The sequence below is a fragment of the Paenibacillus sp. USHLN196 genome (assembly GCF_037144955.1).
GTDB lineage: Bacteria > Bacillota > Bacilli > Paenibacillales > Paenibacillaceae > Paenibacillus > Paenibacillus xylanexedens_C.
The window spans coordinates 247,114-270,402 of record NZ_JBBCYH010000007.1; the positions used below are offsets into that span (position 1 = coordinate 247,114).

At 45.7% G+C, this 23,289-nt stretch carries 17 protein-coding genes and 1 pseudogene; 5 read left to right on the forward strand and 13 right to left on the reverse strand.

Features of this window, described 5'->3' with window-relative positions; genetic code table 11:
- Positions 1–102: 102 nt before the first annotated feature.
- Positions 103–798 carry an L-ribulose-5-phosphate 4-epimerase gene (locus WFI24_RS18945; protein WP_237178372.1) on the reverse strand — a complete coding sequence of 232 codons (696 nt, stop codon included), beginning with the start codon at positions 796–798 and terminating at the stop codon, positions 103–105.
- Between the two features lie 174 nt (positions 799–972).
- Positions 973–2,598, reverse strand: a complete 1,626-nt coding sequence (locus WFI24_RS18950; protein WP_336763280.1) for a xylulokinase — start codon at positions 2,596–2,598, stop codon at positions 973–975.
- A gap of 431 nt (positions 2,599–3,029) precedes the next feature.
- Between WFI24_RS18950 and WFI24_RS18955 the strand changes: the two genes are divergently transcribed.
- On the forward strand, positions 3,030–4,121 hold the full coding sequence (locus WFI24_RS18955) for a GntR family transcriptional regulator (RefSeq protein WP_336763451.1): 1,092 nt from the start codon (positions 3,030–3,032) through the stop codon (positions 4,119–4,121).
- Between the two features lie 181 nt (positions 4,122–4,302).
- Here WFI24_RS18955 and WFI24_RS18960 read toward each other — a convergent pair whose 3' ends face one another.
- Positions 4,303–5,064 carry a leucine-rich repeat domain-containing protein gene (locus WFI24_RS18960; RefSeq protein WP_336763282.1) on the reverse strand — a complete coding sequence of 254 codons (762 nt, stop codon included), beginning with the start codon at positions 5,062–5,064 and terminating at the stop codon, positions 4,303–4,305.
- A 27-nt stretch (positions 5,065–5,091) separates the two neighbouring features.
- Positions 5,092–7,035, reverse strand: a complete 1,944-nt coding sequence (locus WFI24_RS18965) for a hypothetical protein (RefSeq protein ID WP_336763283.1) — start codon at positions 7,033–7,035, stop codon at positions 5,092–5,094.
- 360 nt (positions 7,036–7,395) lie between these two features.
- Here WFI24_RS18965 and WFI24_RS18970 point away from each other — a divergent pair, with 360 nt between their 5' ends.
- Genes WFI24_RS18970 through WFI24_RS18985 form a run of 4 tightly spaced genes read left to right on the forward strand, consistent with a single transcriptional unit; the run spans position 7,396 to position 11,339 of the window.
- Positions 7,396–8,478: an iron-siderophore ABC transporter substrate-binding protein gene (locus tag WFI24_RS18970; protein ID WP_336763285.1), complete on the forward strand. Its 1,083-nt coding sequence runs from the start codon at positions 7,396–7,398 to the stop codon at positions 8,476–8,478.
- Positions 8,471–9,511, forward strand: coding sequence for a FecCD family ABC transporter permease (locus WFI24_RS18975; RefSeq protein ID WP_145324936.1), 1,041 nt, complete (start codon positions 8,471–8,473; stop codon positions 9,509–9,511). The genes WFI24_RS18970 and WFI24_RS18975 overlap by 8 nt, the downstream gene beginning before the upstream one ends.
- The gene (locus tag WFI24_RS18980) at positions 9,508–10,539 is read left to right on the forward strand and encodes a FecCD family ABC transporter permease (RefSeq protein WP_336763287.1); all 1,032 of its coding nucleotides are present in this window, start codon (positions 9,508–9,510) and stop codon (positions 10,537–10,539) included. The genes WFI24_RS18975 and WFI24_RS18980 overlap by 4 nt, the downstream gene beginning before the upstream one ends.
- The gene (locus tag WFI24_RS18985; RefSeq protein WP_336763289.1) at positions 10,539–11,339 is read left to right on the forward strand and encodes an ABC transporter ATP-binding protein; all 801 of its coding nucleotides are present in this window, start codon (positions 10,539–10,541) and stop codon (positions 11,337–11,339) included. The genes WFI24_RS18980 and WFI24_RS18985 overlap by 1 nt, the downstream gene beginning before the upstream one ends.
- Before the next feature lie 63 nt (positions 11,340–11,402).
- Here the strand turns inward: WFI24_RS18985 and WFI24_RS18990 are convergent, their stop codons facing one another.
- The 9 genes and pseudogenes from WFI24_RS18990 to WFI24_RS19025 all read right to left on the reverse strand — a co-directional run bounded on the left by WFI24_RS18990 (position 11,403) and on the right by WFI24_RS19025 (position 23,186).
- On the reverse strand, positions 11,403–12,617 hold the full coding sequence (locus tag WFI24_RS18990; protein WP_336763291.1) for a HAMP domain-containing sensor histidine kinase: 1,215 nt from the start codon (positions 12,615–12,617) through the stop codon (positions 11,403–11,405).
- 246 nt (positions 12,618–12,863) lie between these two features.
- Positions 12,864–14,003 (reverse strand): 5-methyltetrahydropteroyltriglutamate--homocysteine S-methyltransferase, encoded by a 1,140-nt coding sequence (locus WFI24_RS18995; RefSeq protein WP_336763293.1) that lies wholly within the window; start codon positions 14,001–14,003, stop codon positions 12,864–12,866.
- 161 nt (positions 14,004–14,164) lie between these two features.
- A complete protein-coding gene (locus tag WFI24_RS19000) occupies positions 14,165–16,018 on the reverse strand; it encodes a hypothetical protein (RefSeq protein ID WP_336763294.1) in 1,854 nt (617 codons plus the stop codon).
- An 11-nt stretch (positions 16,019–16,029) separates the two neighbouring features.
- Positions 16,030–18,321, reverse strand: a complete 2,292-nt coding sequence (locus WFI24_RS19005) for a glycosyltransferase family 2 protein (protein WP_336763296.1) — start codon at positions 18,319–18,321, stop codon at positions 16,030–16,032.
- A complete protein-coding gene (locus WFI24_RS19010) occupies positions 18,321–19,415 on the reverse strand; it encodes a bifunctional glycosyltransferase family 2/GtrA family protein (RefSeq protein WP_336763298.1) in 1,095 nt (364 codons plus the stop codon). Before WFI24_RS19010 ends, WFI24_RS19005 begins: the two co-directional genes overlap by 1 nt.
- 337 nt (positions 19,416–19,752) lie before the next feature.
- Positions 19,753–19,902 (reverse strand): YceI family protein, encoded by a 150-nt coding sequence (locus WFI24_RS19015; protein WP_336763454.1) that lies wholly within the window; start codon positions 19,900–19,902, stop codon positions 19,753–19,755.
- 101 nt (positions 19,903–20,003) lie between these two features.
- Positions 20,004–20,177 (reverse strand): annotated as a pseudogene (locus WFI24_RS34530) (S-layer homology domain-containing protein); the annotation flags it as partial.
- Between the two features lie 157 nt (positions 20,178–20,334).
- Positions 20,335–21,456, reverse strand: a complete 1,122-nt coding sequence (locus tag WFI24_RS19020) for a response regulator (RefSeq protein ID WP_336763300.1) — start codon at positions 21,454–21,456, stop codon at positions 20,335–20,337.
- Complete coding sequence (locus tag WFI24_RS19025) at positions 21,453–23,186, reverse strand: sensor histidine kinase (RefSeq protein ID WP_336763302.1); 1,734 nt, start codon at positions 23,184–23,186, stop codon at positions 21,453–21,455. The genes WFI24_RS19020 and WFI24_RS19025 overlap by 4 nt, the downstream gene beginning before the upstream one ends.
- Positions 23,187–23,289 lie beyond the last annotated feature (103 nt).

The following is a 23,289-nucleotide window of genomic DNA, read 5'->3' on the forward strand; positions in this document are numbered from 1 at the left end:
TCTCCGTTATCGTGTAAAAGTTTGATACAACTTCATTGGTGGTAGTAGTAACAAACAACCTATTCGCTTGAATTATTATCAACCGATCGCTATTTAACCTAATTACTTCTGTCCGTAATACGCGTCTTTTCCGTGTTTTCGCAGATAGTGTTTATCCAAAATGCCTTGTGGCAGTTCCTTCGCGAAGTTATTCAATTGCCGCGCGTATAGGTTCATTTTGCACACTTCCTCCAGTACGACACTGTTCACCACCGCAGACTTGGCATCTTTCCCCCACGTAAACGGTGCATGCCCATGGAGCAACACTGCTGGAACAGCCATAACATCAATCCCACGCTGTTCAAACGTTTCAATAATGACGCGTCCTGTCTCTGCTTCGTATCCACGATCAACCTCTTCCTGGTTCAGGAAACGTGCACAAGGCACCGCCCCATAGAACGTGTCCGCATGTGTTGTTCCCATTACAGGTACGTCCAATCCGGCTTGCGCCCAGATAGTCGCCCACGTGGAGTGTGTGTGCACAATGCCACCAATCTCCGAGTAATGCTTATATAGTACGGCGTGTGTTGCGGTATCCGAGGAAGGTCTCATCTCACCCTCCACCACGTTACCGTCCAGATCGACCACAACCATGTCGCTTGCTTTCATCGTATCGTAGCTGACGCCACTTGGTTTGATGACGAACAGACCACTTTCCCGATCGATTGCACTGACGTTACCCCATGTGAATTTCACAAGTCCATGCTTTGGCAGTTCCAGATTCGCCTGGAATACCTCTTCTTTCAGTTGCTCTAACATGTTATTCCCTCCCGTTCTCTAATAGTGCGTGTTCAAAAAGTCGGTTTTCAGTACCGAGAAGATGGGATGAAGCTAGAAATGGAGTAGCGGAGCGTAGATAGAGCTACGTGAGCCACGGACATTTCGGCTGAATTCCATATTCGATGTTGATGATGCACTAGGCATCCTTCGTAATCAAAAGCGGTCTTTTTGAACAACCTCTACCAGATGATCTACAGCTGATTGCTCAATCGCAAGCCCACTCCGGTAGCGTTCGATAAATGCTTCAAACCCTTTCACATCCGATGCATCCGGCGCCACTTCGACTCCCTCAACATCGTTAAAGACTTTCTGCTCCAGGAACACATCCAGGCTTTCTTCTTGATCCTTGTTAATCATGTACGAAGCCAGAAGTGCCATGCCCCATGCGCCGCCTTCACCAGCGGTAGACATTACCGACACGGGTACGTTCATCGCAGCGGCTACAATACGTTGTCCGACAACAGGGGTCTTGAACAGGCCACCGTGAGCCAAAATGCTGTCAATGGCTACATTCTCTTCTTCCGTCAAAATGTCCATACCCAGCTTGAGTGCACCGAAGGCACTGAACAGATGTGTCCGCATGAAGTTCGCCAGATTGAAGTTGCTTTCCGGGGAGCGGACGAACAATGGACGGCCTTTCTCAAGTCCCGTAATGTTCTCACCTGAGTAGTAACCGTAGCTGAGCAAGCCACCACCATCAGGGTCTGCCTCCAAAGCCTTGTTAAACAACACGCTAAACAACTTGGCGTTATCCACTTCATATCCCATTGCTTGCGAGAATTCACGGAACAACCCAACCCATGCGTTGATATCACTTGAACAGTTGTTGGCATGTACCATCCCTACTGGGCTACCATCCGGCGTGGTGACCATATCGATCTCGGGGTACACTTTGGATAATTCCTTCTCCAGTACAATCATCGCAAATACGGATGTGCCGACGGAGATGTTCCCCGTACGTTTTCTTACGCTATTCGTTGCCACCATACCCGTTCCGGCATCGCCTTCTGGCGGGCAGAGCGGAATGCCTGCTTGCAGATCTTGCAAAGGATCGAGCAACTTGGCTCCCGCTTCCGTCAATGCACCTGCGTTCTCACCCGCGAGATATACCTTGGGAAGAAGGTCCTCGACCTTCCACGGATAACCTTTGCCTGCGATCTGTTCGTCGAACTGTTGGATCATGGATGGGTGGTAATTATGTGTAGACTCGTCAATGGGGAAAATGCCCGATGCATCGCCGATCCCAATCGCCTTATTGCCTGTCAGCAACCAGTGGATGTATCCAGCCAAGGTTGTCAGGTGATCAATCTGTGGCACATGCACCTCTTCGTTCAAAATCGCTTGGTACAAGTGGGCAATGCTCCAGCGTTCCGGAATATTGAATTGCAGAAGTTCCGTTAGCTCTCTTGCAGCTGCTCCTGTCGTAGCATTACGCCAGGTGCGGAAAGGTACCAACAGTTCACCCGCGCTATCCAACGCAATATATCCGTGCATCATGGCCGAGAATCCGATAGAACCAACCGTGCGCAGCGTGATTCCGTATTTCTGTTCCACATCTTGCTTCATCTCACGATAAGCCGCCTGCAAACCAGTGATGATATCCTCCTGGTTGTACGTCCAATATCCATCTTTCAGAAGGTTCTCCCACTCATAACTGCCTGACGCGATGGTCTCAAAACGCTCATCAATCAATACCGCCTTAATCCGCGTTGATCCAAATTCAATTCCAAGTGAAGTAGCGCCCGTGGTAATGGCTTCTTTCAAGTCCAATTGACTCATAATCACGTGTATCCCCTCTCCGGTCGCGATTTCACACCCCAAAGGATGCATATATAAGGTGAAGCTTCTACTTAAGGCAGTGACTAATAATATTTTGTATAAGTACTTCCTGTTGTGTTTTCAAAGAATGCGCTTTCCTTTTCTGACAGCCTTAGTATATTTTTTGTACGTACATTTGTCAATAATATATAATAGTTATACTTACAAAGGACAGATATTGTAGTCTATTTGACCAATCAAGGTCTTCTATGACTATAAATTGGCTATGCTGTAAGGTACACCTCCATCCAAAAAGGCTGGATATGTACGGTTTATTTCGAAAAATGTTCGGTTTTATTTTCATCCCATCTGAATCATGCTAAAATATGTACGTACAACTATTTGAACAACAACGTTGATATAGATGAGTAACGATGAAAGAAGTGGACTACGTGAAGCCAAAATACCAGGTCATCATTGATGATATAAAGAGTCATATCCTCTCGGGGACATATAGCATAGGTGAACAGATCCCTACGGAGTCGGCATTACAGGACAGCTACAACGTAAGTCGCCAGACGGTGCGGAAAGCCATTTTGGAGTTATCGAACGAAGGGTTTTTACGAAGTGAAAAGGGGTCAGGAACTTACGTTAGCAATCAGTACCGATCACGATCAGGCGGTAACACGTCGAAGAAAACGATCGGTGTGATCACGACATACATCTCGGATTACATCTTTCCGTCCATTATCCGTGGCATCGAGAGTCGTCTGAATGAGGACAACTACTCGTTACTGCTGGCCAGCACCAATAATGATGTAGCGCAGGAGAAAAAGGCCCTCGAAATGATGCTCTCCTACGGCGTGGATGGCCTGATCGTCGAACCAACCAAAAGTAATCTGTATAATCCCAATATTGCGTACTACCTGTCGTTCAAGGAGCAGGATGTGCCGTTTACGATGATTAATGCGTTCTATGAAGAGCTGGAAGTTCCGTTCTTCTGTCTGGATGACGTGCAGTCCAGTTATCTTGCCACACGTGAATTGATCGCCAAAGGCCACACTCAGATTGGCATAATTGCCAAAATGGATGACTTACAAGGAAAGTATCGGATGAAGGGATACATCAAGGCACTGGGTGAAGCAAAGTTACGGTTCCATCCTGAGCAAGTGCTTTCCTTTGATACCGCATCGAAACCGGATTTATCTTCTAGTGTAGCCACATATCTGGACGAAAACAGAGATGCGCTCACCGCGATTGTTTGTTACAACGATGAAGTGGGACTGGAGGTCGTGAACGCCTGCAGGCAACTGGGCATCTCGATCCCGGATGAGTTATCCATCATTGGACAGGACAATTCGTACATCGCCAAGAACGCCAACATTAGGCTAACAACGCTAACCCACCCCCAAGAACAAATGGGCCGCGATGCTGCCGACTGGGTGATCAAAAATCTGCAAGGCAAAAAGGATCTACCGACGAACACCCACTATCAACCAGTGCTAGTTGAGGGAGAGACGGTGAAGGAGATCGAAGTGGAATAGTATTGGTTTGGAACGGAGCAGGTAAAGGTGTTTCATAGCGTTCTTTTCCAGTGTACATCAAAGAAAGCCGTCAGAATTATCTGAGGCTCTCTTTGTTATGTTCAATATTAATGAGGAATTAAAATTCTTCTTACATATACATATACATATACATATACATATACATCTACTCTAATCGAAACTACTTCGCCTGACCCTCTTCATCGCTTACCAGACTTACAACGACGCCTTTCTTCTCCAAGTTTTTCACAACCTGCTCTGCACGCTCATTCAACGGATTGTTAGCCAAATATACCTCTGTTAGATGTGGGATGGTTTCGAGCACTGAAATATCCTTAATGAAGTTATCTTCTACATATAGATACTCCAAGGTCGGATGATTTTTTAAAGGAGTCAGATCCTGAATTTTATTTTCATTCATAATGATCCATTTCAGCTTTAATTTCTGAAGAGGACTTAGATCAGTCACCTGATTACCGCTGGCGAGTAGACTGGTCAGCTTATGCATATTTTTTAATGGAGTCAGGCTTTTGATTTTGTTATCGTCCATAACCAGATTTTGCAGATTAGTCAGACCTAAAAGTGGCGAGATATCTGTAATCTGATTGCCTTCAACAGCTAAGAACGTCAATTTCTTTAACTTGTGGAGTGGCTTAATATTTTTTATATTTTGACCAGGCAAGAATAAATCCGTCATATTAACGGCATGTTCAAGACCTTGCAGGTTAGAAATCTTATTTTTCGTTTCCATAGCATATATGGATTTTAATTTTTTCAAATCGGTAGCCTTTATTTCCTTCTTAGCCGACAGCTTCAAATCTGTTCGAATAACTTTGACCAAGACCGGGTCTTTGATAAGCGATGCAGCCGAGATAATAGTGGTCGGTAATAGTACAAAAACCAAACATAAAACGATCATACTTTTGATGAATTGATTACGCATATAGAATCTCCCTTTAAGCATCTTAAATTAGTAGCTCCGTTTCAAGGAGTTGAGGTCAGCCGTAACGATTTTACCTGTATTTCCAAAGACGTACACTTTCCCTTTAAACTCCACCGCATCGTACCAATCGTCTACCGTCAAGACATCCTGCTTGGTCCATTTCTCAGCGTCATCGGAAAGGAAGATGGAACCTTCACTGCCAACAGCAATGAAGAGATTGCCCACGTATGAGATGCCAAAGAATCCAGTGTTCATTCCACGAGCATATAATTCATCACGGAACTCTGTCCTCGCCCATTTCTTACCGTCCTCTGAAGTCAAAATAACCGCACTCTGTGCATTTCCATAGTGACTGGCAGTGGTCACGACAAATTTTCCGTCACCCCATACCACATCGAAATTATGTCCAGGAAACCGTGCCGGGATTTCGTTCCACTTCAGACCATCCTCGGAGACGAGCAAAAGCCCTTTTTCTCCAACGGCTACCAGTGTTTTGCCGTTTGATGCCATCGCATTGATTTTTTTCTTTACATTAGTGTTCAAGGTTCTCCACGTCTTCCGATCCTTGGAAGAAAGAATCGTGCCACCCTCCCCTGCCACGTAATACGTATTATTGGCATATAACACACTCGTAAGTGATTGAGTTGTCGGTGATTTAATGACTGTCCACTTTACTCCATCAACAGAGGACATCATCTTCCCGTTATCTCCTACCGCAAAAAAGTCCTTCCCTGACCATACAACTCCCCGAAGTGGATAAGCTTGATCCACATAAGAAGATTGCCATTTGCCAGCCGTGTTCATCTTTGCAGAACCCTGCGAGCTGACGGAAAGGAAGTTAAGCTGGCTACGATACCCACCCACCAGCACCAGCCTATCCTTGCTCACTGCTGCTTCATATACGTTACTTGGAAGCACAAAAGGATATCGCTTTGTCAGCTTCCATTTGCGCCCATCCGCAGATGTTTGAATACCAGCATCCGTAATCGTTATATACTGTTTGCCGTTGTGAATGGTAAAAAACGGGTTCTGCTTAGGGCTAGTTGCAAACCCAGCATTGCTCCAGCTCTTACCATCCTTGGATGTCCAGTTGACCTCCTTCAGGACATGATTGGCTTTATTCACATATTCAAAACCAAAAATATAAAACCTGTCCTTTGCCCAGTACACCTTGGACCAAAAGGCTTTGGACGATACGTATGTCCATTTCTGTCCATCCTTCGAGGTCATGATCGTTGCATCCCCTACAGCAACAAAAGCTCCACCGCCATAGGTCATATCCCAAACTTGCTCATAATTAGGCTGATTGGTCTTCACCTTTTTCCAGGTAATTCCGTCTTTAGATACCGCTACGACTCCGCCTTCATAACCTTGAGCTACGAAGGTATTATTGCCCCATGCTACGGCTGTAAAATTGGTGGAGATTCCTGTTTTTCGTTCGGTCCACGTTAATCCATCCTCTGAAGACAAAATCTTTCCTTCATACGTGGTTCCACCAACTGCAATATACCGTTTTCCGTTCCATACGGCGTCTTTTAAAAATCTTATATGTATTGGATTATTTAACTTCTTCCATGACAGACCATCAGTGGATGTCCATACGGTTACGTTGTCTGTTTCCTCACGAAAACCCATGAATTCAGACTTTCCACGAATAATCAAACTAAAATCTACTGGATTTCCGGTATAGATTGTCTTCCATGTAACTCCATCCTTTGAGGTTTTCACATAGCCTCCAGCAGCTGGCATCATATAAATCCCTCCACCATAGGCAATGGAATGGGAAACTCCACTATTTAACTCATCCAATGAAGACCAATTAAGGTTCAACTGACTTTTTACTACAGCATTCTCAATGTTAGCACCTTCACCCTCTGCCTGGGCAGGATGTGCAGAAATTAAGGAAAACAGCAGGATCGTGGTTAACAGCAGAGATACTACTTTCAGTGAAAAAACTAGTGTGCGACTCATGGTTATCTCCTTACATTATTTAATACTAGAAATATACCATGATCTGGAATGTAATACATTGATAATATGTTTATCCCTATTTAATAGAGTCTCTACTACTCTCTCCCTACAACTTTTCATTTAAAACGGATAATGGAATACTTCCCCCCAAGAAATATAACTCTAATATGATATGAGCCTTTACAATTTTTTCATTGACACTCCCTTTGATAAAAAGATATATTTATTGATGTTGATAATCATTATCATGTATATAAAACGTTTTATATATCTACTTGTTCACATCCCCATGGATGTAATGGATCAACCCGGATATTCAGCACCACCAAATATATTTTAAGATTCAGGAAGGGGAAACACATGAACACAAAGAGAAAGCTTTCCTTAACAACATTACTTCTATCACTGGTCTTCATCTTGGCATTGGTAGGTTGTGGCAACCAAACAGCTGAGCCAGCAGCAACTCCTGCTGCAAGTGACTCGGCAGCTCCAGCTACAGAAACACCAGCCGCTACTGATGAGAATACCGGATATCCAATTACAATCAAGCATGCTTTGGGTGAAACGGTTATTGAGAAAAAGCCTGAGCGTGTAGCTACTGTACAATGGGCGAACCAAGATGTCGTTCTCGCGCTTGGACAAGTTCCTGTGGGCTTCTCTGCAGCTAACTTTGGTGTTCAGGACGATAGCGGACTGTTACCTTGGACAGCTAAGAAACTCGATGAACTCGGTGTAACAGACCCGAACGTTTTCCAAGATACAGACGGACTTGATTTTGAAGCGATTTCCGATTCCAATCCAGATGTTATTCTTGCAGCATACTCCGGTATCACGCAGGAAGACTACGATCTTCTTAGTGAAATTGCTCCAGTTGTAGCCTATCCAACGGCTCCATGGGCAACAACATGGCGTGAGCAGGTTACTTTCAATGCGCAGGGTATGGGTATGGAAGCAGAAGGTGAGCAATTGATCAAAGATACGGAGGCTATGGTCAACGAAAAATTAGCCGCATATCCTCAGATCAAAGACAAAAAAGTGGTTTGGGTTAACTTCTCCGCTGAAGACATGTCCAAACTTCATATCTATACACCTGTAGATTCACGCGTGGCCTTCCTTGGTGAGCTAGGGTTGGTTGTTCCAGAGAGTATCACTAGCCAAATTACAGACCCTAACAGCTACTCCCTGAGCTTAAGTGCAGAGAATGCTGAAGCCCTTAATGATGCAGATATTATTGTTGGATATGGTAATGCCGAGTTGTTGAAAGCCATTCAGGCTGATCCGCTGCTAGGTAAAATCCCTGCGGTTAAACGTGGTTCCGTAGCATTCATTGAAGCAGACACACCTTTGGTTGCTGCTGGAACGCCAAACCCACTTTCCATCTCTTATACTATTGATGATTACCTGAAATTGATTAGTGGAGCCATCGACAAGATCAATGAATAGTACATCGCTTTCGAACGATAATCGAATACGAGCACATGTCCCCAAGAACTTCATCTTGGTGTTAGTCATTTGTTTCATTCTGCTCGCTGCAACTATGATTGCCTCACTGGTCTTTGGTTCTAGACCCGTGAGGTTTCATGAGTTAATCGACGGATTATTTCACCCAGAGGTAGACTCATATGGGGCAAACATCGTGCGCAAACGGATCTCCCGAACGGTCTTCAGTTTGTTATGCGGAGTAGCACTCGGCGTGTCAGGAGCACTTATGCAAGCCGTTACCCGGAACCCGCTTGCCGACCCAAGCATATTGGGCGTCAATACAGGGGCATCTCTATTTGTGGTGATGGGTATTGCATTCCTGAACATCAGCAGCGCCAATCAATATATCTGGCTGGCACTAGCTGGAGCTGCAATAACAGCTGTGTTCGTATTCGGAATTGGCTCAATGGGGCGTGGCGGAGCCACGCCCATTAAGCTTGTTTTGGCCGGAGCGGCCATCAGTGCCGCACTCTCCTCACTCGTCACCGCCATTATGATCCCTCGCTCCTATGTCATGGACCAGTTCAGGTTCTGGCAAGTGGGCAGCGTAGGATCGGCAACCTGGAGCGGAATCAGTACGTTCATCCCTTTCCTGGTCATTGGGGTACTTATTGCATTTCTGACGGCGCCCGCCCTGAACGCGCTGGCCCTGGGTGACGATGTTGCGACAGGACTCGGTGTTCGCACAGGTACACTTCGATTCATTGCGGCTCTTGCAGGGGTTTTGTTGTGTGGTGCAGCTACTGCACTTGCTGGACCTATTGGTTTCATCGGATTGTTATCTACACACGTCATACGCCTTATACTGGGTCCTGACTTACGTTTTGTCATACCTATGTCAGCGGTAGCTGGAGCGATCATTCTAACCATATCCGATGTCGGTGGCAGACTCATCAGCAACCCTGGAGAGCTTGAAGTCGGAGTTGTTACTGCCTTTATAGGTGCTCCAATATTAATCATCCTTGCGATGCGATCGAAAGTGCGTTCATTATGAGAGATCAATCGATTGAATTTATTATGGCGGGCAGACGTCATCGACGTCGCCGCTGGATACTTGTCACCAGTCTCCTTGCCATACTTGCATGTGCTCTTTGCTGCGCCATGCTTCTGCTCGGCAACACAATCTATCCGGTTAGAGATGTCATTAGCTCCCTTTTGGGAGAGAAGATCAAAGGTGTGTCTTTTGCCGTAAATACGATACGTCTACCGAGAATGCTTACAGGTCTCTTTGCCGGATTTGCCTTCGGTATTGCAGGTTATACCTTCCAGACCATGTTGCGGAACCCGCTGGCGAATCCTAATGTTATCGGGATCACCTCAGGTTCAAGCGCTGCTGCTGTGTTTTGTATCGTCGTACTTCATGCAAGCGGAGCCATTGTCTCCTTGGCTTCAGTGATTGCAGGTCTCGCTACGGTATTGTTCATATATGTACTCTCCAGAGGAAAAGTGTTCTCCATCGGACGGTTAATACTTATCGGGATTGGTATTCAAGCCATGCTTGATGCGGTCATCTCCTATCTCCTACTGGTTAGTTCTGAAAAGGATATTCCTGCTGCAATCCGATGGCTCACAGGCAGTCTGAACGGTTCTCAGATGAGTGAACTGCCACCTCTCGTGATTACCGTACTGATCTGCTCACCCATCATCATGATGTTGGGCAAACACCTCACTATATTGGAACTCGGAGAACAATCGGCATTCTCACTAGGTGTGGATACGGACAAAACCAGAATTGCACTTATTGTGAGTTCCGTCTGCATGGTTGCCATTGCTACCGCGACTACAGGTCCGATCGCCTTTGTCTCCTTCCTTGCGGGACCTATTGCGAAGAGACTCGTAGGTGTTGGTTCTTCGAACATTCTCCCGGCAGGTCTGGTTGGCGTTAATCTGGTTCTTGCCTCAGATCTTATCGGACAGTTTGCTTTTGAGTACAGATTCCCCGTAGGCGTCATTACCGGATTACTCGGAGCACCGTATCTGATCTTCCTGTTAATCCGAATGAATCGTAAGGGGGAGTTATAATGAAACCAACACATGTATTTGAAGCGAAACAACTCGTTGCGGGATATGAAAATAAAACGATTATCCACGGTGTGGACATTGTCATACCGAGTAACCAAATAAGCGTCATTATTGGCTCTAATGGCTGCGGTAAGTCTACCCTTTTGAAAACGATGGCCAGACTCATTAAGCCTACATCCGGCAGCATTACGCTGGACGGCAAAGCCATTGGCAAAATCCCGCCCAAGCAATTGGCTCGCGTGATCGGGTTACTCCCGCAGTCTCCCATTGTTCCGGAAGGTATTTCGGTAGCGGATCTGGTCGGTCGTGGAAGGTTTCCACATCAATCCTTGTTCAGCGGCTGGACCAAGAAGGATTATGAGGCTGTCGCTGAAGCCATGACCATCATGAACATCACCGAGTTTGCCAATCACAATATTGATGAACTCTCGGGCGGCCAACGTCAGCGTGTGTGGATTGCCATGGCGCTAGCGCAACAGACAGATATCCTGTTTCTCGATGAGCCGACGACTTTCTTGGATATCACGTATCAAGTCGAGATTCTGGACCTGCTTACGGAGCTGAATCGCAAACACGGAACGACCATTGTGATGGTACTGCACGATATCAACTTATCAGCGCGGTATGCAGATCATATCTTTGCACTTCATACCGGAAAACTTGTGGCTGAGGGTAAGCCCGCAGAGGTGATAACCGCTCCACAGGTTAAAGACATTTTTGGATTGGAATGTACGGTCATAGAAGACCCCGTCTCGGGATCACCGATGGTGGTGCCCAAAGGCCGATATCATGCGAGATAGACGAATAGCGGCAGTTGAGACAAAGATCCTTTTGTCCTAACTGTCGCTATCTTATTTTTATGCCTAATCCGTTCTAGCTACAAAGCGAATCGTCACCGAGGTCCCCTGACCTTTTGCGCTGTGATATTCGATCGTTCCCTCATACTTTTCCACGATATTATAGCAGATCATTAATCCAAGCCCCGTCCCATTTGTTTTCAATGAATAAAACGGAGTCCCCAGTGACTTCACCTCTTCCTCTGTCATGCCGCTTCCCTGATCCGAGATTCTTATCTCTACCCATTGCTTCACTCGCTTCGCTGTAACTTGGACGGTTGTACCTGCATTAGAAGCTTCAAGCGCATTTTTGATAAGATTGATCAGTAACTGCTTGAACTCAATTGTATTAATTAGAATTATGCAATCCTCATCCACCTGCACATCCATATGTTTGTCCGACAACATCGCGTAGGAGCTGAGCAGACCTGTTACACCCTCAAGGACCTCCCTCACATCGAGCTTCTCTGGTCTCAGTTCTCTATTGGGTTTGGCAAGGGTCAGAAATTGCGAGGTCACCTGCTCTACGGTATTCAATTCATCAATCATTAAGGCAAACTTATTCCTCACCCGCTGCTCAAAAGAGTGATCTTCTCGATATAGCTGCAAAAAACCTCGCACCACGGTCACTGGATTACGAATCTCATGGGCAACAGCAGCTGTTAGATGAGCAATCATCTTCAAACGCTCTGATTGTTGTAGTTGCTCAAAATAAAGTTCCTGCTTTCTCATTCGAGTAAAGGTCAGATGAAAAATAAGAAATATAATGACCTGACTCCCCATAATATTGATAAAATTGCCTACCACATCTGTATGTATATATGCATAATCATTCCCTTGGTTATATAGAAGATTGTAACCAAACGTAATGAGGAGCAATATTCCATTGAGAATTAACGAGAAATAAAATAATTTCAGATCATAGAACAGGATGGCGAGGGCTGGAAGTAGACATATGAGAATGTAAGTTGTCCAAGACTGGGGATATAAAATAGCAAGCGTATAGAAGTATGCAAATCCGATCAGAATGATGCTCAATCTGAAGGGAAACGTCTCAAACTTGGGATATATCAATAAACATACGGCGAGAACGGTTACGCATAGGCAGTGGATCATATAACCCACCGTAATCACGTTCAATTCTGTCGTGGACAGGATTAATCCGGATAACATCAGAGCAATAATCGCTAGCATTGAAATATAATACGTTTTCCGATTCATCTGATTATGCAATTCTTTCATGAATTCACCACTTTTAAATGGATTTCTACAGTATCATTGTATCTTATTTGACGACCTGCATACTATGGGTTCTGATCAATTTTTTGAAGCGTATGAGACCGTTTAATATTAACGTTCACTTCATAAAAAGATTACAACGAAAAGCCATACGGATGACGTCCGTACGGCTATTTAGGAGTTGTTTTTGTTCGTGCATAACATATGATTACTGACAATCGAAGATACGAATGTTATTTCCTTACTTCCTTACTTCCAGAGCTCTTCGGCAATCTCCTTAATGAACGCAAGCTTGCGCCATTGTTGTTCCTCGGTCAGATGGTTGCCTTCTTCCGTGGAAGCGAAACCGCATTGTGGGCTCAGGCAGATTCGATCCAGATCAACATATTGTTTGGCTTCCTCGATCCGTTTCAGGATATCTTCCTTGTTCTCCAGCTCTCCGAATTTGGAAGAGAAGAGTCCGAGTACGACCTGCTGATTATCCTTCAGGAAGCGAAGTGGCTTGAAATCACCAGCCCGTTCTGTATCGAACTCCAGGTAGAAACCAGAGTAGTTATCGATGCTCAGAAGTGTCTGCGCAATCGGCTCATAACCGCCACCAACACCTGCAAATGTCGATACATAGTTACCGCGGCAGACATGGGTCGTTACCACGAGATCTTCCGGCAGGCCAGATACCACTTCTTCGTTCAGTTTTGCAAGTTCGTTTGCATACTCTTCCACATTGACGCCAATCTGCTCCATCACTGTGATGAACTGTTGGTCACATAGTGCGCCCCATGTGCAATCATCAATCTGGATGCTGCGGCAGCCGGCTTCATAGAAGGCCAGGATAGATGCTTTGTATGCCTTAGCAATGTCCGAAAGAAGCTCTGAGCGATTCGGATAGACGGCCTGTGTACTTTCCTTATTATCGGCCCGGTCCAATTCGAACAGGAACTGTGCGGCCGCTGGGATGGATTGACGGGCAACAACGTCATTGCCTGCCGTATCTTTCAAGAAAGCATAATGTGCTACAAATGGGTGATTGCTGTAGCTAACTTTGCCAGTCAGACGAGCTGTCTCCGGTCTGGATGTTGCACCGTTGAATCGATAGCCTTCATCAATGATTGTCCGCTCTACGCCATCCAGTCCCCAGAAGAAGTCCAGATGCCACCAAGAGCGGCGGAATTCGCCATCGGTTACAGCTTGAAGGCCAACCTCTTTTTGTTTTTGTACGAGTTTCACAATCTCGGCGTTCTCTACTTCTTTCAACTGTTCTGTGGTGATTTCGCCGTTCTGGTATTTTAATCTGGCATCTTTCAGCGCACTTGGGCGCAAGAAACTGCCAACAATATCATATCGAAATGGAGTGACGGTTCGTTGTTTAGGTTCGGTTTGTATGCTCATAAGTTAATCTCCCCGTTTATCATTATAGAATTAAATATAACATATCCGATCGGATTTAACGTTCTACGAAAGAGCTATAGCCCGTTATAGGTTTTAGCTATAACGGGCTATATTTAAGGAGATTCTATGTTGAACTTAACAGCACTTCAACGCCTATGATCTCACGTCAAAGTAAGAACGATCTGATCCCCGGAACGGGTGATTTTGTAGATACCCTCTTGCATGTCGATGCCATAATGCTTTTTCAGTAGCCACTTGGCGTTAAGATCAGTCTCGACGACCACCAGATAATCGTAGCCGCTCAACAGGTTGTCCATATTGTCCTCATAGAACAACACAATCCCGTCCACATGTGGAGCATACAAGAAATACTTTCCTACATATTGCATGTAATAGTTCGTGACCTGCTGGTCCCGATCTGAAGCATAGAAGAGATATCTGTTAGTATCCTCCTGCCCTCCCTGGTACCAACGATCACCAGTAACCGCATGAATCTTGTAAGGGAGCGTTGTATCATAGCTTTGGGCTATGGAGACGATACCATTGTATTCAGACAAAAGAATCGTGGCAGCAACCGCCATACAACCGATAATCCCTTTTTGATAGTGACCCTTTGACTCAACCGTCTTAAAGGCTTGATAATCAGGGACTTCACCAATCCTATAGTGGAATGAACGCTCCAGATCGATTGCAGCACACAACACCAGCCCACCGGCGAACAGCACCACGATACTTGATGCATAACGCTCGAACCCAGCCAGGACAATCGCCTCATCCAGTGGCATGGAGAAGAGATACAACGCCAGGATGCCTGCATAGTACAGTAACAGTACAACATCTAGTGCAATCAATGCTTTCCACAGGTTCCACTTCTTCTTGAGCACAACAACGGCAAATACCGAAGCTGCAATCGCAATAAGCTGGAAAAGAACAATCCCGATCACTGGGCGCGTCGTCAGATCCGTACTGGATTTCAAGAAAAGCCATAGAATCTCACGCATCTGCTCTGACGTCTTGCCGGCCTGAATCCCTGTGGTAGCTACATCGAACTTGTTATCAATCCCTTGGAATACCGTCGCCATTCGCCAGCTCCAGCCGAAGTAAGGGATCAGTGCTCCACAGATCGTGCCCACCACAGCGAGCGCAGTTTTCCAACTGAACTTTTGCCCCTGCTTTAGCCACGTATATACCAGGAAGATAAGACCGATGGCTGCGAAAATAACCCCTGTGCTTTTGATAATGGTCAGCAATCCTGCAAGTGGGAGAACAACAAGACATGCTTTTTTTATCTCATTACGATACTGGTATACGACTGCCAGGATGGCAAGCGCGTAGATCGGAAGCAAGAAGTCTACAAGTAAGTTGGTGATCCGAATCGTAAGGTTGAAAAAGGAAAGTGTAGATAACCCAAGTCCGAGAAAAGCATACAAAAGAAAGCGTTTCTTCTCCGAAACGATGCCAAACATGGCATAAAAGCAGGAAAAGATAAGCAGACCTTGTGCCAAAAGCATCACGGACTGGGAATGCCCCATGAAGCGACAGACATAATAAATAAATGACGAAGTCCCCAGCGGATAGTTTTTAAAATCAATCAGGCTGGAGTCTGGCGTCGGAAAGGCATCTGTGCTCAACATCTGCTTCAATACGATAGCCCAGTGGGAAAAATTATCGTAGTGTGTTAATTGGTTCTGAAAGAGTACCAGCAAGAAAACAAACGTCCCTGCTAGAAATGAAAACTGGAATAAGGAAAAAGACGAGCGAAAGGATGTTCCTCGGCGTAATCCGAGAAGCAACATTCCTCCATACAAAAGCACACCTACAATTAGAATGACAAGGCTGCCGGTAAAGAGCTGCCCTGCCAAACCACTAAGAAAAACAAGACAAGCAACCGAGGAAAACACAAATACAGGGATGAACTCCCAACGCAGGGAAAGTGCCTTCCGTACAAACTGCATATAGCCAAGAAAGGAGAATATCAATAAAACTCCCATCACTAGTTGAAGCATAATGAGCATCTCTATCTCTCCTAACCCTCTCTGGTGAAACTCTCGCTATGGGGATGGGTCAAATCATTCAATAATTGACTAATCAGGCCACGCTCCACAATATCATCGATATTCTCAACGGAGAGAAGCACTTCGCGATGATTGGCTGTTGTTTTGCCGGTATGTTGTAATCGGACTTCAATATTACTTTGCGTATAAAACGTAACGAGCGCTCCTGCGGCAATGTCACCATGGAGACCTGTCGCGGAAAAGAAACGATAGTTAAAGCTGCGCAGCGTACAGCCAGCATTATTGGTGAAATTGACCGGAAGCTGAAGGGAAAGCCGCGGCATTTTCCGCTGATCCGATCTAGGTTGCACGATACGTTTTTTCACATTGCGAAGCATATCGTCATAAGCCGTATCCCACAGGTTCATTTGCTCTGGCAACGAATGTTTACGATCATAGATGATTTGCATGTATTGGCGGTTATCATTCTCATCAATCGGCTGAACCGTTGCGGAATAGCGCCAACCCTCTCCATCCTGTTTAACATAGACAATAACTGCATCAAGATTGGCCTCATACCGCTCCGATTTTACGACCAGTGAGATCGTCTTCTGTTCGGGTAGATATATGGGATATGGGACATAAAAGGCAATCCCTTGCTCGGATACATCAACGGTCTTAGCCTCGTAGCGTAGATTCGTGTCCTGATCATAGATCGTGACATCCTCCTGTGCCCGAATCCGCTCTGTCTCACGATATGCACGGCGGCCGATCATGAAGAACAGGGCGTAACATAGCGCGATCATGTTATGGATTAGCCAGAAAATAATGATACTGCTGAAGAACAGCGCGATGCCATACTTGCCATTTACATATCGAATTACAGCTGCAATGGAAAGCAACAGCAGGAAAATATGCGGAAGTGCATATAACAGAGCAGACATCCATTGTCGACCACTCGCTCTGCTTTTGTTCGTAACCTTGAATTTTTTCTCGCGGATGCCCAGCGTTTCCAGGAGAACCGGCCAGATCAGATAAGGCATAAATATCGTATCAATCACCTGACTCCATCGCTGGTTCCGAATATTGCTGGACAGATAACGCATCGAGACACTGTAGAAGAAATAGGATGGAAGCCAGAATACTAAGATCTGCCAGAAGGTTGTGTTCACAATCTGGAAGTCAAATAACGCAAACAAAATAGGCGCCAAAATGAAAATCAATCGGTTAAAGAAGGACCACCAGTATAAGAAGCTGCTCAAATAGGTTACTCTTGTCCAGAAGGGAAGCTTCTCGGATAAAGGAGCGCGCGTATTCTGCAGACTCTGAATAATACCCCTTGCCCAGCGAATCCGCTGTTTAATCATGCTCTTTACGGTTGTTGTTGTCTGCCCGGCGGCTTGAACCTCTTGAGTCGCATAGGTAATATAACCTTCCTGCTGCAAGCGAATGCTCGTCTCAAAGTCTTCCGTGATCGTATTGAGTGGAAAACCTCCGATGTCTTCCATGCCTTGCCGGGAAATAATCGTATTGCTTCCTGTGTAGGCTACCGCATTGGAGGCGTTACGCAGGATGTTCACTTCTCTGGAGAAGAAATCCTGTTCATTTGGAATACCTTGCTCTGCATACAGATTAAACTGGAATAGATCCGGATTGTAGAAGCTTTGCGGGGTCTGTACCAGACCAAGCTTGAACTTAGGGTCCATCTCGTCCTCTCGGCGAGGACGCCATACCTCATTCTCCTTAATAAACGTGGAGAGCATGAAATAGGGGACCGTTTTCATCAGGAAGGTGTGCTGCGGAATCATATCTGCATCAAACGTTGCAATGAGCGGTGAAGAGCTTTTGCTCAGTGCATTATTCAGGTTGCCCGACTTGGCATCCTTGTTCCCCGGGAAACCCAGATAACCCACGCCGAACTGTCTGGCAAGCTCCTCTACCTCAGGTCTTGCTCCATCATCACAGATATATATATGAACCTTCTGCTTGTCCGGATAATCCATGAACGTACAGGCATTAACCGTTTTATACAAGAGATCAACAGGCTCATTATGCGTAGCGATAAATACATCCACATCCGGATAATACTCCGGCGGGACGGTTGGAAAGTCGAGCTGTGTACGTTCTTTTTGCATCTTTTGAAAGAATAATTCAAAGGTTGTCAGTACCGTTACGGTCTCAGCCACAATCAGTAAGATACCGAAAATCACGTTCAGAACGCCTTCGCCCCATGGCAGTGTAAAGAATGTGCGCCATAGCAAATAAATCGACATCAGAATCATGGTGATGATAAAAAAGATATTTTGTCTTTTCTCGTTTTGCACTACAGCTGCTTCCTCCTTGCTGCAAATACCCATCTTCGCTGCAATTGGAAACTGAGCAGGAACAGCAAGGCATCACAGACGAATTTCGCCAATTTCTCATCTACGAAGAGAACGGTATGAAATATATATACGCCGGTACTGGAGAGCAAGATGACCACTCCGCATAACGTCAAATAGCGCCATAGACTTCCCTGGCTATCTTCCTTACGGAATACAAAATGTCTATTCAGTACATAGTTGACCACAATTGAAATAATTCTCGCAATCACGGTTGCGAGCAAAATTCTTAGATAGTGCTGCTCACCCAACACGGGCCGCAAAGCATCGATCAAAAACCAGGCAATACCTAAATCCACAACAGAACTTGCCACAGACGATGATATGAAACGCAGGAAATTGGAGAACAATACCCCCATGACCCGAGCACTATCCTGGATGGCTTTAAAATGAGTTCCTGCATTACCATTTTCATAGATAACTTGTATTGGCATGGTATGGATTGGTATGCCAGACTGAATGCACGAGATGAGCATCTGCAACTCATATTCAAACCGAGTGCCGCGAACATCCTGCATAAACGCAAGTAGACCAGGACCGAAGGCGCGAAGCCCGGTCTGGGTATCTGACAACTTCTTACCATATAACATAGCAAAGATAAAGGAGGTCATCCGATTGCCTAACAAAGACTTCGGCGGTATGTTCCCCTCGCTGAAATTCCTTACGCCGAGAACTAACGAGCCCGAATGAAGCCTGGCTTCTTGGGCTATGCGGTATACATCCTCAGCTGCGTGTTGTCCATCTGAATCAGCAGTAACCACGAAGCTAAATGCATCGAATTGATGTCCAATGTACTCAAAGCCAGTCTTGAGTGCCGCACCTTTCCCCTGATTTTCTGTATGCGTCAGCAGAGCACAACCATTCTCACGGAGCTCCTCGAAAATAGACTGATAGGCCTCACCAGATCCGTCGTCTACAATAACAATATTCGTCAAGCCATACTCTCGCAATTGCCGTACATAGGCTGGAAGTCTCTCATCCGGCTCAAGCGATGGAATAAGGATGATCGTTTCGCCGTTTTGTTTACCTATAATCATCCTAATAAGCCTCAATTCGACATATTTTTGCAAATTCTTTTGGAATAAAGTGAGTATAACATCGATATGTTATACAGTAAACGGATAACTGGTATATATTGGTAAAAAATGTAATAGTTTATGAGCTGATTTATAGGTGAAAATTACTAGGAATAGGACTGTGGGGCCTTTCTGTCCGGTCGTCTTCTTCTATCGCTCTCTTTCTATTAATCATGTCACGAGATAAGAAGGTGATTACAAAATAAGCATACACAACGAAAAAACTCGCCACAGTTAGGGCGAGTGAATGTTCAAGTAGTATTTAGGAAACCGGCCGCGAGGGTCTTTATTAAGTCCTTCAAAAAAAGGTATGAAAAGTGTTTGTTGCTCCATACTGAGTTAGATTGCCCGCAAGTTCATATTGCCGTTCGCCAGCAAGGACGCAACTAGTGCTTTGAAACGTAACGGATGGATACTTGGCAGCATGAAAGAAGTCCTCGCTCCTCAGATATTCATCTCGTTGACGTCCCTAACAACAATTCTTCGTTTATTTGCTCCTCCTCGACTAATAGAAGGGCCCCTAATTGGTTAACCTTCGCAATGGAGATGTTATGTTCGCTGGGTTTTCTTATCCATCCCCTCCAGCATGCGAATTAATACCGTTACAACCTCGGCCCTCGTCGTTGGAGCATGAGGGTTGAATCGATTATCTTCAGTGCCTTTTATAAGGTCAAATTTCTTGGTTGCGGCTACGGCACCTTTCGCCCATGCCGGGATTGCACCGTCATCCGCAAATCCAGTGCCCGGCGTCTGCTACTCGACTCATTTAGACATTTCCTTTTTATTATTGCGATGAAAATGCATGTGGCTCGATTGCTTGGAAAATACGCTGAAACGAAGACCAAGTGCTACTTCAGCTTGTATGTAGCCTAAGTGGTGTTCACTGATATCGTTCGTAGAGCCAGCGAAATTCCTCTGAGGGCTGCAAGCTGAGTTCTTGAAGTAGCAATTGCGTATAGTCCTCATAATGGTTGTATAGTGCCTGTCGGTCTCCCATAGCTCCAAGTATATTCAACAGCAACAGATTGGACTCCTCTTCAAATTCATTACGGAATACCATTCTTCTCGCAATGAACAAAGCCTCGCTATATCGCTTCTGGGCCAGAAGCCAGCTTGCAAGACGCTTGGCAAAAGATTCGTACTTTAACGCCAACTGCTCTCGTTCCATTGCCGCCCATTCGAAGGATTTATTTTCGAATAGCTCACCTGTAAACTTACTTTCCAAGTCGATTGCTGCTGCTTGATTCGCCGGGTTGATCTCGGGCAATTCCGCTATACCCTGCTCAAGTTGAATGAAATCCACATCTGCCTGATCCAAGTCAACACGATACTGTTCTTGCGCCGATAGGACGATCTCCTTAAATCCATGAGCCGCCAATGCTTTCCTAAGCTGATAGACAGCCGTATTAAGATACACCTCCGCATTCTTAAGAGGCATCCTCGGAAATATATCCTCCAGAATTCGGATCTTGCTAACGCTTCGACTCCGATAAACGAGTAAATAGGCGAACAGCTCCATGCTTTTTTTGGAGATCCATTTCACTGCACCCGCTCGCTTGCTGCTTGCTTCGAAGCATCCCAATCCCCGAACCGTCAACCGATTCGATGAGAGTCCATCAGGATAATCGGAAGAAGCACTGCGTTGGCGAACAGCTCTGGCGATCGTCTGGGTCAGGCGATTCCTCGAAATCGGCTTAACCATATAATCCAGTGGATAAACATCATAGGCATCCATCGCATACTCGGTATGAGAAGTCGTAAACACGATTTCAAGATCTGCACGAAACGAACGCAAGCTTCGAGCCAATTCTAGCCCATCATCCCCAGCGATCTGAATGTCCAAAAACGCCAGATCCACACCCACATCCCTGTCCTGAATGAGGTCAACCGCCTCTTGCGCACTTTGGAAGCTCCCAACAAGCTCCACACCATCCATACTAGACAGCAACCGCTTCATAGCGAGCAGCATGGCTGGCTCATCGTCAACGATGAGAACTCTCATTCCTCTGCTCCGCCTCTCATGGTGAAGTAAAATGTGCTTCCTTGTCCTACTATACTATTCGCCCCTATAATTCCGCCGCTACGCTCAACGAACTGCCGGCTTACGAGCAGTCCAAGTCCTGTACCCTTCTCTCCCAGGGTGCCGGCCAATGAATGGAGCTGCGCCGTGCTGAACAACCGGCGAAGCTGCTCCTGTCCCATACCTACCCCGTTATCTCTGACGGATATGGTCACCACGTCCCCCGATAACTGGGCAAACACATCGACCTTCCCCCCCAGTCCGGTAAATTTGATGGCGTTGGATACCAAATTACGGATAACTAACCCTAGCACTTCCCGATCCGCATATACGCGAATACCTAAGCCAATCCTGTTATTCACGCTTATCTGTTTGGCCTCGCTTGTAATAACCAGCATCTGACGGCATTCCTCCACAACCTCTACCAACTCCAGTGACTGTGGACGAAGAGTCATGTCCTCCCGCTGGCTGCGAAACCACTCTAACAAGTTGTTCGTCATTCCGAGAGTGTTGCGAATATGGCCTCCCAGCAACTCGACGATCTCCCGATGATCGGGTGTGAGGCGAGCCCTATCCTCTTCCAGAAGCTCCACGAGTTGATATTGAACGGCCAATGGACTGCGAATATCGTGCGATACAATGGTAAACATTTGATCCTTCAACCGGTTCAACTGCGCGATCTGCTCCAGATGCCTCTGCTTCTCCGTAATATCGACGATAAGAGAAATGCTGCCCTGACCCTGCTTGCGCAGGATATGTAACGGATATACGGTTACACTGTAAATCTTCCTTTCTCCATCCAGCCACGCATCGATCTCCGAACGACCCTGTTGCATGGTCTTGCACAAGTCTAGCCATTCCGGCCAAGCCACTAACACTTCCGTGATATTCCGGCCGTCAATCGCCCCGCTCCCGACCTCCGAGAACCACTCCGAAGCTCGTTTGTTGCTATCAATGATCTTGCCAGAAGCACTCGCTATCACAATACTTTCCTGAAGCGTATCCAGTACAATATTTCTGGCAATCGGCACGGTATTGAAAAACTTGATCCGCAAGGTAATCACCAGCATAACCGCCCCCGTAAATCCACAATAAACTGATAACGGCAGCAGCCAGGATGACCAATCCGGTTTCAGAAGTTTAGCAATCTCAAGAACTAACGGAAATGTACTTAGAAACAGAACCCACATTCCTGGCTTGCGCAAGTCGTCACGGATACTGCGAAGAAACTGGAATAGTAAAAGAAGACATACAGCCAGGACGCAATAACAAACGACCGAAAAGGCCATTGAATAAAGGGTCTTTGTTGCCATTAAATGCCCGTTATTGAGTTCAATCGAGCGATAGATCACATGAAGATAGGGATCCAGCCATGACAGCACCGACCAGAGCGCAACGATCAAAAACGGAATTAATTTCCACCGGAGCTTGACGAATTTATCGTGACCGATCAACTGATATACGAATAGGAGAAAGAAAGGGACCATTAAGTTTAGCGCCGTACTTTGAATATTACGGAAAAACAGCTTCTCATTTAATAAATAGCTGTTTCTCTCCATAAGAATCCCGCTTGAATAGATAATCCGGCACACGATCATACCGATGAGATAGATTACTCCGCGTTCTCTTCTAAATCCGTATACAGAGAATAAAATGATGCCCATCAAAATCAGCGAAGCAATCATAAAAACAAGCTCTACAGTGGAATTCATAAGTCAGGTCCCTTTATGTTCGTCATAAGTAAGTGTCTAGTATATTATCGTTTCTCTCAATAGTATACAAAAAGACTACCCCCTTATGCCATTAAAAATGACA

Coding starts and splice junctions, on each gene's coding strand:
- WFI24_RS18970 (WP_336763285.1), top strand. CDS start 7,396: ATGAACACAAAGAGAAAGCTTTCCTTAACAACATTACTTCTATCACTG.
- WFI24_RS18945 (WP_237178372.1), bottom strand. CDS start 798: ATGTTAGAGCAACTGAAAGAAGAGGTATTCCAGGCGAATCTGGAACTG.
- WFI24_RS18985 (WP_336763289.1), top strand. CDS start 10,539: ATGAAACCAACACATGTATTTGAAGCGAAACAACTCGTTGCGGGATAT.
- WFI24_RS18975 (WP_145324936.1), top strand. CDS start 8,471: ATGAATAGTACATCGCTTTCGAACGATAATCGAATACGAGCACATGTC.
- WFI24_RS18995 (WP_336763293.1), bottom strand. CDS start 14,003: ATGAGCATACAAACCGAACCTAAACAACGAACCGTCACTCCATTTCGA.
- WFI24_RS18990 (WP_336763291.1), bottom strand. CDS start 12,617: ATGAAAGAATTGCATAATCAGATGAATCGGAAAACGTATTATATTTCA.
- WFI24_RS18960 (WP_336763282.1), bottom strand. CDS start 5,064: ATGCGTAATCAATTCATCAAAAGTATGATCGTTTTATGTTTGGTTTTT.
- WFI24_RS18980 (WP_336763287.1), top strand. CDS start 9,508: ATGAGAGATCAATCGATTGAATTTATTATGGCGGGCAGACGTCATCGA.
- WFI24_RS19010 (WP_336763298.1), bottom strand. CDS start 19,415: ATGATTATAGGTAAACAAAACGGCGAAACGATCATCCTTATTCCATCG.
- WFI24_RS18950 (WP_336763280.1), bottom strand. CDS start 2,598: ATGAGTCAATTGGACTTGAAAGAAGCCATTACCACGGGCGCTACTTCA.
- WFI24_RS19020 (WP_336763300.1), bottom strand. CDS start 21,456: ATGAGAGTTCTCATCGTTGACGATGAGCCAGCCATGCTGCTCGCTATG.
- WFI24_RS19025 (WP_336763302.1), bottom strand. CDS start 23,186: ATGAATTCCACTGTAGAGCTTGTTTTTATGATTGCTTCGCTGATTTTG.
- WFI24_RS19000 (WP_336763294.1), bottom strand. CDS start 16,018: ATGCTCATTATGCTTCAACTAGTGATGGGAGTTTTATTGATATTCTCC.
- WFI24_RS18965 (WP_336763283.1), bottom strand. CDS start 7,035: ATGAGTCGCACACTAGTTTTTTCACTGAAAGTAGTATCTCTGCTGTTA.